Origin of the sequence: Pseudomonas sp. H1h, from assembly GCF_000633255.1 — a bacterium.
In the GTDB taxonomy this organism is placed as follows: domain Bacteria; phylum Pseudomonadota; class Gammaproteobacteria; order Pseudomonadales; family Pseudomonadaceae; genus Aquipseudomonas.
In genome coordinates, this window is record NZ_AYMJ01000025.1 from 100,688 (window position 1) to 113,759 (window position 13,072).

General features: G+C 60.5%; 12 protein-coding genes. 9 read left to right on the forward strand and 3 right to left on the reverse strand.

Features of this window, described 5'->3' with window-relative positions:
* Positions 1 to 29: 29 nt before the first annotated feature.
* The 4 genes from thrC to U862_RS0120895 all read left to right on the forward strand — a co-directional run bounded on the left by thrC (position 30) and on the right by U862_RS0120895 (position 3,902).
* Positions 30 to 1,439: a threonine synthase gene (gene thrC, locus U862_RS0120880; protein ID WP_025112194.1), complete on the forward strand. Its 1,410-nt coding sequence runs from the start codon at positions 30 to 32 to the stop codon at positions 1,437 to 1,439.
* A gap of 119 nt (positions 1,440 to 1,558) precedes the next feature.
* The gene (locus U862_RS0120885) at positions 1,559 to 2,932 is read left to right on the forward strand and encodes a transporter substrate-binding domain-containing protein (protein WP_025112195.1); all 1,374 of its coding nucleotides are present in this window, start codon (positions 1,559 to 1,561) and stop codon (positions 2,930 to 2,932) included.
* Between the two features lie 117 nt (positions 2,933 to 3,049).
* Positions 3,050 to 3,457: a response regulator gene (locus tag U862_RS0120890; RefSeq protein WP_025112196.1), complete on the forward strand. Its 408-nt coding sequence runs from the start codon at positions 3,050 to 3,052 to the stop codon at positions 3,455 to 3,457.
* A gap of 163 nt (positions 3,458 to 3,620) precedes the next feature.
* Positions 3,621 to 3,902, forward strand: coding sequence for a DUF3509 domain-containing protein (locus U862_RS0120895; RefSeq protein ID WP_025112197.1), 282 nt, complete (start codon positions 3,621 to 3,623; stop codon positions 3,900 to 3,902).
* 176 nt (positions 3,903 to 4,078) lie between these two features.
* On the opposite strand, the gene U862_RS0120900 is transcribed toward U862_RS0120895, so the two are convergent.
* Together U862_RS0120900 and U862_RS0120905 are read right to left on the reverse strand one after the other, a co-directional pair.
* The gene (locus U862_RS0120900) at positions 4,079 to 5,032 is read right to left on the reverse strand and encodes a TIGR02285 family protein (protein ID WP_025112198.1); all 954 of its coding nucleotides are present in this window, start codon (positions 5,030 to 5,032) and stop codon (positions 4,079 to 4,081) included.
* On the reverse strand, positions 4,986 to 6,185 hold the full coding sequence (locus U862_RS0120905) for a CaiB/BaiF CoA-transferase family protein (RefSeq protein ID WP_025112199.1): 1,200 nt from the start codon (positions 6,183 to 6,185) through the stop codon (positions 4,986 to 4,988). The genes U862_RS0120900 and U862_RS0120905 overlap by 47 nt, the downstream gene beginning before the upstream one ends.
* 146 nt (positions 6,186 to 6,331) lie before the next feature.
* On the opposite strand from U862_RS0120905, the gene U862_RS0120910 reads away from it, so the two are divergent.
* The 4 genes from U862_RS0120910 to U862_RS0120925 all read left to right on the forward strand — a co-directional run bounded on the left by U862_RS0120910 (position 6,332) and on the right by U862_RS0120925 (position 10,631).
* Complete coding sequence (locus U862_RS0120910) at positions 6,332 to 6,874, forward strand: YaeQ family protein (protein ID WP_025112200.1); 543 nt, start codon at positions 6,332 to 6,334, stop codon at positions 6,872 to 6,874.
* A 54-nt stretch (positions 6,875 to 6,928) separates the two neighbouring features.
* Positions 6,929 to 8,638, forward strand: a complete 1,710-nt coding sequence (gene recJ / locus U862_RS0120915; protein ID WP_025112201.1) for a single-stranded-DNA-specific exonuclease RecJ — start codon at positions 6,929 to 6,931, stop codon at positions 8,636 to 8,638.
* Positions 8,639 to 8,906: 268 nt separating this feature from the next.
* The gene (locus U862_RS0120920) at positions 8,907 to 10,013 is read left to right on the forward strand and encodes an NADH:flavin oxidoreductase/NADH oxidase (protein ID WP_025112202.1); all 1,107 of its coding nucleotides are present in this window, start codon (positions 8,907 to 8,909) and stop codon (positions 10,011 to 10,013) included.
* Between the two features lie 84 nt (positions 10,014 to 10,097).
* Positions 10,098 to 10,631, forward strand: coding sequence for a GNAT family N-acetyltransferase (locus tag U862_RS0120925; protein ID WP_025112203.1), 534 nt, complete (start codon positions 10,098 to 10,100; stop codon positions 10,629 to 10,631).
* Between the two features lie 159 nt (positions 10,632 to 10,790).
* Here U862_RS0120925 and U862_RS0120930 read toward each other — a convergent pair whose 3' ends face one another.
* On the reverse strand, positions 10,791 to 12,419 hold the full coding sequence (locus U862_RS0120930) for a glucan biosynthesis protein D (RefSeq protein ID WP_025112204.1): 1,629 nt from the start codon (positions 12,417 to 12,419) through the stop codon (positions 10,791 to 10,793).
* Positions 12,420 to 12,813: 394 nt separating this feature from the next.
* Between U862_RS0120930 and U862_RS0120935 the strand changes: the two genes are divergently transcribed.
* Complete coding sequence (locus U862_RS0120935; protein ID WP_025112205.1) at positions 12,814 to 12,999, forward strand: hypothetical protein; 186 nt, start codon at positions 12,814 to 12,816, stop codon at positions 12,997 to 12,999.
* Positions 13,000 to 13,072 lie beyond the last annotated feature (73 nt).

Below are 13,072 nucleotides of genomic sequence, written 5' to 3' on the forward strand. Positions count from 1 at the left end.
CTCGCAGCTCAAACCGAAGGTTTGAAAACATGCGTTATATCAGTACCCGCGGCCAGGCACCGGCCCTGAATTTCGAAGACGTCCTGCTGGCTGGTCTTGCGACCGACGGCGGTCTGTACGTCCCGGAAAACCTGCCACGTTTCACCCAGGAAGAAATCGCTTCCTGGGCCGGCCTGCCGTATCACGAGCTGGCTTTCCGCGTCATGCGCCCGTTTGTCACCGGCAGCATTCCTGACGCCGATTTCAAAAAGATCCTCGAAGAAACCTACGGTGTGTTCTCGCACAGCGCCGTTGCCCCGTTGCGTCAGCTCAACGGCAACGAATGGGTCATGGAGCTGTTCCACGGCCCGACCCTGGCGTTCAAGGACTTCGCGCTGCAACTGCTCGGTCGTCTGCTCGATTACGTGCTGGAAAAGCGCGGCGAGCGCGTGGTCATCGTCGGTGCCACCTCCGGTGACACCGGTTCGGCTGCCATCGAAGGCTGCAAGCACTGCGAAAACGTCGACATCTTCATCCTGCACCCGCACAACCGTGTGTCCGAGGTGCAGCGTCGCCAAATGACCACGATTTTGGGTGAGAACATCCACAACATCGCCATCGAAGGTAACTTCGATGACTGCCAGGAAATGGTCAAGGCGAGCTTCGCTGATCAGAGCTTCCTCAAGGGCACGCGTCTGGTGGCGGTGAACTCGATCAACTGGGCGCGGATCATGGCCCAGATCGTCTACTACTTCCACGCAGCCCTGCAGTTGGGTGGGCCGGCGCGTTCGGTATCGTTCTCGGTGCCAACCGGCAACTTCGGCGACATCTTCGCCGGTTACCTGGCGCGCAACATGGGCCTGCCGATCAACCAGTTGATCGTCGCCACCAACCGCAACGACATCCTGCACCGCTTCATGAGCGGCAACCAGTACGTCAAGGAAACCCTGCACGCCACGCTGTCGCCGTCGATGGACATCATGGTCTCGTCGAACTTCGAACGCCTGCTGTTCGACCTGCACGGGCGCAACGGTGCGGCGATTGCCGGGCTGATGGAGTCGTTCAAGCAGGGCGGTGGTTTCAGTGTCGAGCAAGAGCGCTGGACCGAAGCACGCAAACTGTTCGACTCGCTGGCCGTCGACGACGCGCAAACCTGCGAAACCATTGCCGAAGTCTACGAGCAGTGCGGTGAAGTGCTCGACCCGCACACCGCCATCGGTGTGCGCGCTGCTCGCGAATGCCGTCGCAGCCTGGACATCCCGATGGTGATCCTGGGCACGGCGCATCCGGTGAAATTCCCGGATGCCGTGGAGAAAGCCGGTGTAGGAAAAGCTCTTGAACTACCTGCACATCTTTCTGATTTGTTTGAGCGAAACGAGCGCTGCACCGTTCTGCCAAACGAGCTGAAAGCCGTACAGGCCTTTGTCAGCCAGCATGGCAACCGCGGCAAGCCGTTGTAAGCCGAAAAAGCTGTCACATTTTGAAGCCCGTCTCCTGACGGGCTTTTTTGTTTCTGCTGCCACACTGCTCGGGTTTTCGCCCATGAAGGACGGGTGAGTCGATCACGAAGGAAGTGGCAATGCTGTATGAACGCGCAATAAAACCGGCCCTGGGTTGGCTACTGTTGTTGTGCCTGAGTGGATTCGTCCGCGGCGGGATGGCGGCGCAAATGGTGCTGCACGAACAGGTGCAGGCACAGAAGATCGAGCAGATTGAGCTGGACGATCGGGAGCGGCGCTGGATACGTGACAACCCCCGCGTGACGGTCGCTTCGGTGCAGTACCCTTTGTACCTGTTTCAGGACGAACACGGGCACTGGGCTGGCTTGAACATCGATGTGCTCAAGCGCATCAGTGCCATGACCGGTTTGCAGTTTGTGCACGAGGAATCGTTTTCCACTGATCAGATGCTGGAGCGCCTGCAAACCGGGGTGGCGGATCTGAGTACCACCCTGGCCATGAACGATGAGCGCAAAACCTTCCTCGACTTCAGTCATGCCTTTGGCGGTGCCGGCTGGGTGTTCGTCGGTCGCAAGGACGAACCGGCCATCCAGTCGCTCGAGCAACTGGTGAAGCGGGTGCTGGTATTGCCCGCCAGGCATGCGCTGGAGGAGGCTGTGCGGCGCCAATATCCGTCAATCGAGATTCTTTCAGTCAAGACGTATGCCGAAGCGCGGGCGCTGGTCGAAAGCGGTGAGGCCTACGCCACCATCGAAAATGAAATCGGTGCGCAGTTGTACCCTTCCGGGCTGCTCAAGGTCGGCGGGTTGGTGGACGGGCGCTGGGAGGCCGATCACCTGGCCATCCGCAAGGGCTTGCCCGAACTGGAGAGTATCCTCAACAAGGCGTTGGGCGCCTTTCCCGTCACAGAGTTGCGCGCCATCCGGGTGAAGTGGCTGGGTGGTGTATCGCCGCCGGCGCCGCTTACGCTGTGGGACGAGATCGTCGATTGGTGCTGCTGGGGCATGGGTGGGCTAGGGGGCTTCGGGCTGCTGTCATTGGTGTGGAATCGGCGGCTGGCGGCGGTCATCCGGCAACGCTGCGAAGCGGAAAAACACCTGGGTGACCAATTGGCCTTTCAGCATGCGTTGATCGATGCGATGCCCGATCCGGTCTTCGTTCGCGACCTGCAAGGCCGGCTGGTGATGTGCAATCGTAGCTATGAGGAGGCGCTTTCAATCCGGCTCGAGCAAGTGCAGGGCCGAATGCTGTTCGAAGTCGATGCGCTGCCCGACGCCACTGCCCGGATGCTGCACGACGAGTTCATGGTGCAGATGCACACGCGCAAGGCCCGTTTCAGCAAACGCCAATTGGCGTTCAAGAGTGGTCCCAAGGCGATTTATCAATGGACCGTGCCGTTTTACTGCGCCGACGGCCAATTGCGTGGCCTGCTCGGTGGCTGGACCGACATCAGCCAGCGCCGTACGGAATGCGGTTGCCGATGTCCGCACTGAAGATGGGAAATGTCCTATAGGACGCGGCGCCTTTTCCGATGGGATGCCGAGGACGGCTCCCCTAGAGTGAACGGACCCTGCGGCAAGAGTCCGCCACTGCTGTTTCCGAGGTCGCCGATGCGCTCGCTAAAAGTCCTGATTCTTGAACCCAATCCGTTCCAGCTGATGGCATTGCATCAGATGCTCAACGCCATCGGCATCTACGACGTGCTGACCGCGCCGACGCTGTCTTCAGCGCTGGTTTCCCTGGGCCATCGCGGCACCGTGGATATTGCGATCTGCGATCCGCAGCTCAAGGGCGGCGACGGCATGGCACTGATCCATCATCTGTCGGCACAACGTGAGGCACGTGGGTTGATTCTATTGGGACCGGTGGCGGCGGGTCTGCTCGCCGATCTCGAACGCCTGTTGCAGGCACGCGAGCCCATGTTGCTGGGGCGCCTGCATACGCCGGTCTCGGCGGTCCTGATGAGAGGCCAGCTGGACGCCTATCTGGCTGCCACACGTGCGCCGGTCAGCGCCTGAACAGCGCCGATATTTTTCTGTCATCTTCAGCGTGCATGCTCTGAAAGACCGGTAAACGCTCAGGGAGGAGCCCGGTATTCAGAACTTTCTTCTCGGGCCGGTGGTCATTTATTGTGAACACGCCCCAGGCACAATGTTTTCGGACTATTGAGTGGAGATCGAGATGGAAAGTATCAGTCTATTGCTCGGTGAGGCTCTGAGCCCGTATCAGGTGACGTTGACCCCTCGTGGTGCCCACGGCGAATGCCTGGTGACCTTGAGGAACAGCAACGGCGCCCTCGTGGTGGAGCGCGAATTCAATCAGGCACAGTTGACCGACAAACGCCTGCTGACAGATGTGGTCGACGGTTTGCATCGCGACGTCCTGATCGCCGAAGGGCGACTGGAACCCTGTGTCATCGCGGCCTTGCGCAATGCAGTGCTGGATAAGCGCGCGGCCCTGTAAAGATGAAATATTTTTTGTGGGAACCTTCCTGCATCCCCGTCAGTCAGACCCCATAACAGCAGGATCAAGCATTGTGCTCCGGTGCTTGTCGCTTGCTGCTACGGGTCTTTATGTAGACCACGTTTAACCCCGAGTCGTCTCCCCACTTCTCGGGGTTTCTTTTTGCCCGCAGGTTTTCACTGCGCGGTCTGTTGCTCGAAAAACATACGCGCCTGTTCGAGATAATCGCTGCGCATACCCGGGTCCAGCCAGTCGGCGTAGAGCTCGTTCAGGTGCTCGTGGGGCAGTGTGCGCAGCAGTTGATTGATTTCGGTGATGGCCTGCCGGCCCTGAGGGGTATCGGAGCAGCCGACGTATCCCGAGAGGTATTTGCCCGTGCCCTGGATCGGATAGAACACCAGTTCATCCTCGGCAATTTGCGCCTGATGGGCCTGGTAGCGGATCTCCGGCCAATAACCCAATACCACTTGAAGGCGGCCCAGGCGCTGCATCGACAGCAGGCTGCCGAGTGCATCGTTGCCGTAATGGGGGGTTAGCGCACCGTCGGGTGCCTGTTTCAACAGAGCATCGAGAAACTCACCGTAACTGCGCTCGGCCACGACCCCGACCTTTTGTTCGGCTTTGGCCAAAAACGCCGCCAGATCGACTTCACCGTCGACCACATAAGGTTCCAGCACTTCCCGATCTTTCTGACGGACCACCAGGCCATTGCTGACGGCGCGAAATGCCGGAAAGGAGAAAGCAATCCATTGGGTACGCTCCTTGCTCCAGATCAGCGACGGATCACAGGTGAAAGACGGCTCGTGCAGCATCTGCATGCCGCGGGCGCGGTTGACCCGCATCAGTGTGTGTTCGTATTGCGGCATGCCGGCGATCAGCATCGGCAGCAATTGATCGATCACGCCCTGACCCTTTTTCGGGCCTTCGAAGATGGTCAGGGGCGGCAGATCGCGCATTAACCAGATCAGTGTCGGTTTGGCCTGGGCCCAGGCGGGGAGGGCCAGCAGAAACAACAGGCCGAACAGCCGCCACGTCCACCAGTGGTGGGCGCGGTTGGCGTTCGATGTCTGCCGATGGTTCAGCTTAAATGGCTCCGTCTGCGCGCAAGCGGGCGATCTGCTGTTCGTCATAGCCAAGATCGTGGAGTACCTGCGCATTGTGTTCACCGAGCTGAGGCCCGACCCATTCGGAACTGCCCGGTGTCTCAGAGAGTTTCGGCACGATGCCCGGCATCTTGAAAGGCTTGCCGTCCGGCAGTTTGGCCTGCAGGAACATCTCGCGCGCCAGGTATTGCGGATCGCTGAACATGTCCTCGGCGCTGAAGATCCGGCTGGCCGGCACCTCTGCCTGATTGAGCAGGTCGAGCACACTTTGCAGCGGCAGCGAATTGACCCAGCGGTCGATCACCCCATACAACTCGTCACGCCGGGTATCACGCCCGTCGTTGCTCGCCAGCGTCGGGTCATTGGCCAGATCCTCGCGGCCGATGATCAGCATGAAGCGCTTGAAGATCGCGTCGCCATTGGCACCGATCTGCACATGCTTGCCATCGGCGCTGGTGTGGATCGATGACGGCGTGATGCCCGGCATGATATTGCCGGTGCGCTCACGGATGAAACCGAACACGTCGAACTCCGGGACCATGCTTTCCATCATGGCGAAAATCGCCTCGTACAGCGCCACATCGACGACTTGGCCGACCCCGCCATTGACTTCGCGATGACGCAGCGCCATCAGCGCACCGATCACGCCCCACAGCGCCGCAATCGAGTCACCGATGGAAATCCCGGTGCGCACTGGTGGTCGGTCTTCGAAACCGGTGATGTAGCGCAAACCGCCCATGGATTCGCCGACCGCGCCGAAGCCCGGTTGATCCTTCATCGGCCCGGTCTGGCCGAAGCCCGAGAGGCGCACCATCACCAGTTTCGGATTTAGCGCGTGCAGGGTTTCCCAGCTCAGCCCGAGTTTCTCCAGTACCCCGGGGCGAAAGTTCTCGATCAGGATGTCGGCTTCACCAAGCAGTTTTTTCAGGATTGCCAGGCCTTCGGGGTGTTTGAGGTTCAGTGTCAGCGATTTTTTGTTGCGCGCCTGAACGAACCACCACAACGAGGTGCCTTCATATAACTTGCGCCACTTGCGCAGTGGGTCGCCGCCGTCCGGCGATTCGATCTTGATCACTTCAGCGCCGAACTCGCCGCAAATGCGCGAGGCAAACGGCCCGGCAATCAACGTACCCAATTCAATGACTTTCACACCGCTGAGCGGTTTGTTGGCGAACGGCATACTGAATCCTGTAGGACAAGGCTGAGCGGATACAGCGTTTTAACATAGCCGGCCGTCAGACGCCGCAGGTTGATCGCCATCAATTCGATGATTGCCTACCGCATCGGTTAGACTTGCCGACTTTCCTCGTATCAAGAAGCCCGTTCATGGCCCAGCCGTCTACCACCTACAAATTCGAACTGAACCTCACTGACCTCGACCGCAACGTCTACGAGAGCGTCAAGCAGACCATCGCCCGTCACCCTTCGGAAACCGAAGAGCGCATGACCGTGCGGCTGCTGGCCTACGCCCTCTGGTACAACGAGTTGCTGTCGTTTGGCCGTGGTCTGTCGGACGTGGATGAACCTGCGCTGTGGGAAAAGAGCCTGGATGACCGTGTCCTGCACTGGATCGAAGTCGGCCAGCCGGACGCCGATCGTCTGACCTGGTGCTCGCGTCGCACCGAGCGCACCAGCCTGCTGGCCTATGGCAGCCTGCGTGTGTGGGAAGGCAAAGTCGTACCGGTGGCCAAGAACCTGAAAAACGTCAACATCGCCGCCGTGCCGCAAGAAGTGCTGGAAACCCTGGCCAAGGACATGCCACGCGTCATCAAGTGGGACGTGATGATCAGCGAAGGCACGATCTTTGTCACCGACGACCGTGGTCAGCACGAAGTCCAACTGGAATGGCTGGCAGGCGAGCGCGGCTGATCCGGCGTCGCTACTGATTAATCCCACGTATTCAAGAGAAGTTTCCGTTACCCCATGCGTATTGATCCTCGACCGTTGCCTGCCACTCTGCCGTTTCTCGGTGACCTGCCACCTCTGCTGACCCGTTTGTACGCGGCACGGGGTGTGCAGTCCGAGGCGGAGCTGGATAAAAGTCTGGCGCGGCTGATTCCGTTCCAGCAGCTCAAGGGCATCGATGCGGCAGTGGAGCTGTTGGTGACGGCGCTGGAGCAGCGCCAACGCATTCTGATCGTCGGCGACTTCGACGCCGACGGTGCGACGGCCAGTACGGTCGGCGTGCTCGGCTTGCGTCTGCTGGGCGCGGCGCATGTGGATTATCTGGTGCCGAACCGCTTCGAATACGGCTATGGCCTGACGCCGGAAATCGTCGAAGTCGCGCTGACCCGCGAGCCTCAGTTGCTGATCACCGTCGACAACGGCATCTCCAGCGTCGAAGGTGTGGCAGCGGCGAAAAAGGCTGGGCTCAAGGTATTGATCACCGATCACCACTTGCCCGGTGATGAACTGCCGCTGGCCGATGCGCTGGTCAACCCGAACCAGCCTGGCTGCGAGTTTCCGAGCAAGGCACTGGCCGGGGTCGGGGTGATTTTCTACGTGTTGATGGCCTTGCGCGCGCGCCTGCGCAGCCTCGGCTGGTACGAGAGCAAGCCACAGCCGAACATCGGCGAACTGCTCGATCTGGTGGCGCTGGGCAGCGTCGCCGACGTGGTGCCGCTGGACGCCAACAACCGGATTCTGGTGCATCAGGGCCTCGAGCGGATTCGCGCCGGGCGCGCACGGCCGGGGATCAAGGCGATTCTCGACGTCGCCAAGCGTGACGCAGCGCGCATCACGTCCACCGACTTGGGATTCATCGTCGGCCCGCGCCTGAACGCGGCGGGACGCCTCGACGACATGAGCCTGGGGATCGAATGCCTGCTGACCGCCGACGCCAACCTGGCGCGGGAAATGGCCGCGCAACTGGACGGCATGAACCAGGACCGCAAATCCATCGAGCAGGGCATGCAGCGTGAAGCGCTGGCCCAGCTCAAGGACTTGCCGGTGGAATCGATGCCGTTCGGCCTGTGCCTGTTCGATCCCGAGTGGCATCAGGGCGTCATCGGCATTCTCGCCTCGCGGATGAAAGAGCGTTATTTCCGCCCGACCATTGCCTTCGCCGACGCCGGTGACGGCCTGCTCAAGGGCTCGGGGCGTTCGGTGCAGGGCTTCCACATTCGCGATGCCCTGAGCGTGGTGGCCGCGCAGCATCCGAACCTGATCGCCAAATACGGGGGGCACGCGATGGCCGCCGGCCTGACCTTGCCGCAGGAGAATTTTGCGCTGTTCGCCGAGGCATTCGACGCCGAGGTGCGCCGGCAACTTCGCGAAGAAGACCTGACCGGGCGCATGCTGTCGGATGGCACGCTGGCGGTGGAGGAATTCCACCTCGAACTGGCCCGCGCCCTGCGTCACGCCGGACCTTGGGGCCAGCACTTTCCGGAGCCGCTGTTCCATGGTGTGTTTCAGTTGGTCGAGCAGCGGGTGGTCGGCGAGCGGCACCTGAAAGTGGTGCTGAAAAGCGAGTGCGGTTCGGTGAAGCTGGATGGCATTGCGTTTGGTATTGACCGTGATGTCTGGCCGAACCCGACGATTCAATGGGTCGAGCTGGCCTACAAGCTCGACGTCAACGAATTTCGTGGCAACGAGACGGTGCAATTGATGATTGCCCACATCGAACCGCGTTGACCCCATTCGCGAGCAGGTTCGCTCCCTCCGGTACGGTGTTGCCCTTGTGGGAGCGAGCCTGCTCGCGAAGGCGGTCTTTCACACACAGAATCACTCTGAACCCTGCCTCATCCCCAGTTGTCGACTAGGCTCTAAGCACTGCTTGATTGGCCTTGTGACGTCTTGTCGAATGTTTTGCCCGCGGGGGCGGGTGCTGCACCTTTTCCTGTCACTCGTCGACTTTTCAAACAGAACCCTGGAGCCTGCCCACTGATTTGAGAGGTGCCCCATGAGTCTGCTGCTCGAACCCTTTACCCTTCGCCAACTGACCCTGCCCAACCGCATCGCCGTGTCGCCGATGTGCCAGTATTCCAGCGTCGACGGTCTGGCCAACGACTGGCATCTGGTGCACCTGGGCAGCCGCGCGGTGGGCGGCGCCGGCCTGGTCTTCACCGAGGCCACGGCGGTCACCGCCGACGGGCGGATCACCGCCGAAGACCTCGGTTTGTGGAACGATGAACAGATTGAACCGCTGCAACGCATCACCCGTTTCATCACCGCCCAAGGCGCAGTCGCCGGCATTCAACTGGCCCACGCCGGGCGCAAGGCCAGCACCCATCGGCCGTGGCTCGGCAAGCATGGCAGCGTCAAACTGGACGATGGCGGCTGGACCCCGGTCGGGCCATCGCCCATCGCCTTCGACCCGCAACACACACAACCGAAACAACTCGATGAAGCGCAGATCGGCGAGGTCATTCAAGCCTTCGTCGCCGCTGCCAAGCGCGCGCTGACTGCAGGTTTCAGTGTGGTCGAGGTGCATGCCGCCCACGGTTATCTGCTGCATCAGTTTCTTTCGCCGCTGAGCAATCAGCGCCGCGATCAATACGGTGGTTCGTTCGAAAACCGCATTCGGCTGGTGCTGCAAGTCACCGAGGCCGTTCGCGAGGTATGGCCGGAAGAGTTGCCGGTGTTCGTGCGCGTATCGGCCACCGACTGGGTTGAGGACGGCTGGAACCCGGATGAAACCGTGGAACTGGCACGCCGTCTCAAGGCGCTGGGGGTGGATCTGATTGACGTCTCGTCCGGTGGCACCGCCGCCAACGCCGAAATACCGGTCGGGCCGGGTTATCAAACGCGCTTCGCCGAACGGGTGCGCAAGGAGTCAGGCATCGCCACTGGCACCGTGGGCATGATTACCGAACCGGCGCAGGCCGAGCACATTCTGCGCACCTGCCAGGCCGACATCATCTTCCTCGCCCGCGAGCTGCTGCGTGACCCGTACTGGCCGTTGCACGCCGACGATGATCTGGGCGGGCGCAAAGCGGTGTGGCCGGCGCAATACCAGCGTGCGACCCATCGTGATCAGCCGATTCACGAATCCGATCTGCGTGATTGATTCCAGGCCTGAGTAACGTTTATAAAAACCCGCCATTGAACCGGCGGGTTTTTTCTGGCCTGCCATTTGCCAAGGAAGTCGAGCATGTTGATCGAACGGGAACTGACCGAATACGACTTGCCGTTGCTGGCGCAGATCGACCGCAGCGAGTTGGTGGAGCAATGCTATCGCCTGGAAAACGGCGTGCTGGTGCTTTACCCGGCGCATTTCGACATGCGCGGCTGGCCCGAGGGCGAAGCCGAAGAGAACGCGAGGACGCTGAAGGAGTGCTTGTGGCGAGGTGGTTGGTTGTATGGGGCTTTCGATGGGCAGGCGCTGGTCGCGGCGGTGGTTGTGGACAGCCGGGTTATCCACAATCAGAAACTGAGCATGCGGCAGTTGAAATTCCTGCACATCAGCCGCGACTGCCGTGGGCAGGGTCTGGGGGCGAAGTTGTTTGCGCTGGCCTGTGAGCAGGGGCGGCGATTCGGTGCCGAGGCGTTGTATGTCTCAGCCACCGAGTCGCGCAATACCGTGGAGTTCTATCAGCGCCAGGGCTGCCGGTTGGTTGATCAGGCGGATCCCGAGTTGTTTGATCAGGAGCCCAAAGACATTCATCTGTATTGCCCGCTGAACTGACGCAGTACCTTCAATTTCCGAGGGTGAATGTGCTGAAGCTTTCGCGAGCAAGCCCGCTCCGACTGTGGCTCTGTACCGGTCACAAACTGTGTGATCGACCCAGATCCACAGTGGGAGCGGGCTTGCTCGCGAAGAGGCCCGCGCAGGCGCCTCAAATCATCAAGGATACTTGCGCTTGTCCGGCGCCGGCGGGAAGTACTGGTACAACCAGGTCTCGCTCAACGTGCGGTCATTGGTGCGGATGAACAACCGCAGCTCGACCGGCTCAACACTGTCATTGGTCGGATACCAGTCGAACAGGATCCGGTACCCCTTGATGTCATCCAGCACCAGCACGCTGAAATCCTGCACCTTGCCGTTGGAGCACGTCACCACGGGCTCGATCCCGGTGCCTTGCGGCAGGCGATCCAGGCCGCCACCGGTGAAGTCCACGGCGAAACGACGGGCCCAGACCGGCGGGTAATGCTCGCCCGGTGCCCAGCCTTCGACGAATCCACCCATGCCAGAGCGTGTCGCATGCACCCGCGCCAGCGGCGTGCCGACTGGCGGCAGGGCGCTCCAGTAGAGCTTGTAGCCGTAATTCAGCGAATCACCGGCCGCCACCGGTTTCTTCGGCGTCCAGAACGCAACGATGTTGTCGAGAGTCTCGCCGGTGGTAGGGATTTCCAGCAGATCGATAGAGCCTTCACCCCACGCGGTGGTCGGTTCGACCCACAGGCTCGGGCGCTTGCTGTACCAGTCGACGGTGTCCTGATAATTGGCGAATTCGTGGTCGGTCTGCACCAGACCGAAGCCTTTCGGATCGGTATCGGCAAACGCGTTGAATTGCAGGGTCGCCGGGTTGTTCAACGGTCGGCAGATCCACTCGCCATTGCCGCGCCACATCGCCAGGCGATCGGAGTCGTGGATCTGCGGGTGAATGGTGTCGCACATGCGGCGTTCGTGGGTGCCGCAGCTGAACATGCTGGTCATCGGTGCGATGCCCAGTTGTTCAATGGCGGTACGTGCGTTGATGTGGGCGTCGATCTCCATTACCACGCGCTCGGCCTGGCAATCGATGTCGAAGCGATACGCACCAGTGGCGCTCGGCGAATCGAGCAGGGCGTAGACCACAAAGCGCGTGGCGTTCTGCTCCGGGGTTTCGAACCAGAACTTGGTGAAGTCAGGGAATTCTTCGCGCTTCTTCGCGTAGGTGTCGACGGCCAGGCCACGGGCCGAGAGGCCATATTGGCCAGTGGCGTCCACCGCGCGGAAATAACTGGCGCCGAGGAACGACACCACGTCGTGGCGATCCAGCTCCGGGGCCTTGAACAGTTTGAAGCCGGCAAAGCCCAGGTCGCCCTTGAGCTGCTGGGTGTCGACCGAGGTGTTCTCGTAGTTGAACAGCGTCGGGCGGAAATGCACTTCGCGGGCGGTACGGGTCTTGGGATCGACGCTGTACATGCGCACCGGCTGACGGAAACCCATGCCGACGTGGAAGAACTGCACATCCAGCTGACCCTTGTTCTCTTTCCACAGCGAATGATCGGCGTCGTAGCGGATCGCGTTGAAGTTCTGCGGGGTCATGGTCGCCAGTGTTGGCGGCAGCACCTGTTTAGTGTCCTGATAGGCCGAGCCGGCCAATTGCTTGGCCTGGCGCTTGAGCGCTTCGAAGTCGAAAGCCTGGGCCTCGCCATCGGCGGCACCGCCGTTGGCCGCCCAGGCACGGGCGGCCAGCAGGCCGGAAGCCGAGAGACCGGTATAAGCCGCTATGGCCATCGACGCTTTGAGCAAATTCCTGCGGTGCATAAATACAACCTGTCGTGAGCAATCCCGCGCCTTTCCTGGCACGTGCTGGATCAGAAATAACGGTTCGGACAAGCCTTCGGCCAAACGCAACGGACTATAAACAGATGCCCGCTAGCTTAAACGGTTCGCTCGCGTTGCAAAATTCGTTGATTCACCGCGCCAGTGTGTCAATGAAACAAGACATGTCGGTTAAATATCTGACAAGTCTTTCTGATTTACAGGGCATATCTGCTTTTCTCGACTAATTACTCTAAAAACAGCTTTTCAGCACCGATTAACTTCCTGTTCTATGGGCATGGCCGGCCCGACCGGCAGGGCACACGGCGCTGCTGTAAGGGGCAGGGCGATGTGGTGATCAAGCAGTTCTTTGACGTATTAGAGAAGGACATCGTCCATGGCAAAAGTACAAGACATCACCGAAATGCTCGGCATCTTTCCCTGCCTGAGCATCGGACGCAGAAGGCGTCGATTGAGCTCCGAGGAATTGAAACTGGTAGAGCGCTATCGCGAGTTGTCGGAGAGCGACCGGATTGCGATGAGGTATCTGGTGGATGCGATGCGCAGTGTTTCGCGGTTCTAGCGCTGGCGGAGGTACAGTGAAAACCCCATGGCTTTTACGGTGGCCAGATCAATCAAATTGCCTGCGTCGGCAT

What these genes read in the sequence shown, in the direction of transcription:
- recJ (WP_025112201.1), top strand. Translation starts at nt 6,929, where the DNA reads ATGCGTATTGATCCTCGACCGTTGCCTGCCACTCTGCCGTTTCTCGGT.
- U862_RS0120935 (WP_025112205.1), top strand. Translation starts at nt 12,814, where the DNA reads ATGGCAAAAGTACAAGACATCACCGAAATGCTCGGCATCTTTCCCTGC.
- U862_RS0120900 (WP_025112198.1), bottom strand. Translation starts at nt 5,032, where the DNA reads ATGACGAACAGCAGATCGCCCGCTTGCGCGCAGACGGAGCCATTTAAG.
- U862_RS0120885 (WP_025112195.1), top strand. Translation starts at nt 1,559, where the DNA reads ATGCTGTATGAACGCGCAATAAAACCGGCCCTGGGTTGGCTACTGTTG.
- U862_RS0120910 (WP_025112200.1), top strand. Translation starts at nt 6,332, where the DNA reads ATGGCCCAGCCGTCTACCACCTACAAATTCGAACTGAACCTCACTGAC.
- U862_RS0120890 (WP_025112196.1), top strand. Translation starts at nt 3,050, where the DNA reads ATGCGCTCGCTAAAAGTCCTGATTCTTGAACCCAATCCGTTCCAGCTG.
- U862_RS0120930 (WP_025112204.1), bottom strand. Translation starts at nt 12,419, where the DNA reads ATGCACCGCAGGAATTTGCTCAAAGCGTCGATGGCCATAGCGGCTTAT.
- U862_RS0120895 (WP_025112197.1), top strand. Translation starts at nt 3,621, where the DNA reads ATGGAAAGTATCAGTCTATTGCTCGGTGAGGCTCTGAGCCCGTATCAG.
- U862_RS0120920 (WP_025112202.1), top strand. Translation starts at nt 8,907, where the DNA reads ATGAGTCTGCTGCTCGAACCCTTTACCCTTCGCCAACTGACCCTGCCC.
- U862_RS0120905 (WP_025112199.1), bottom strand. Translation starts at nt 6,185, where the DNA reads ATGCCGTTCGCCAACAAACCGCTCAGCGGTGTGAAAGTCATTGAATTG.
- thrC (WP_025112194.1), top strand. Translation starts at nt 30, where the DNA reads ATGCGTTATATCAGTACCCGCGGCCAGGCACCGGCCCTGAATTTCGAA.
- U862_RS0120925 (WP_025112203.1), top strand. Translation starts at nt 10,098, where the DNA reads ATGTTGATCGAACGGGAACTGACCGAATACGACTTGCCGTTGCTGGCG.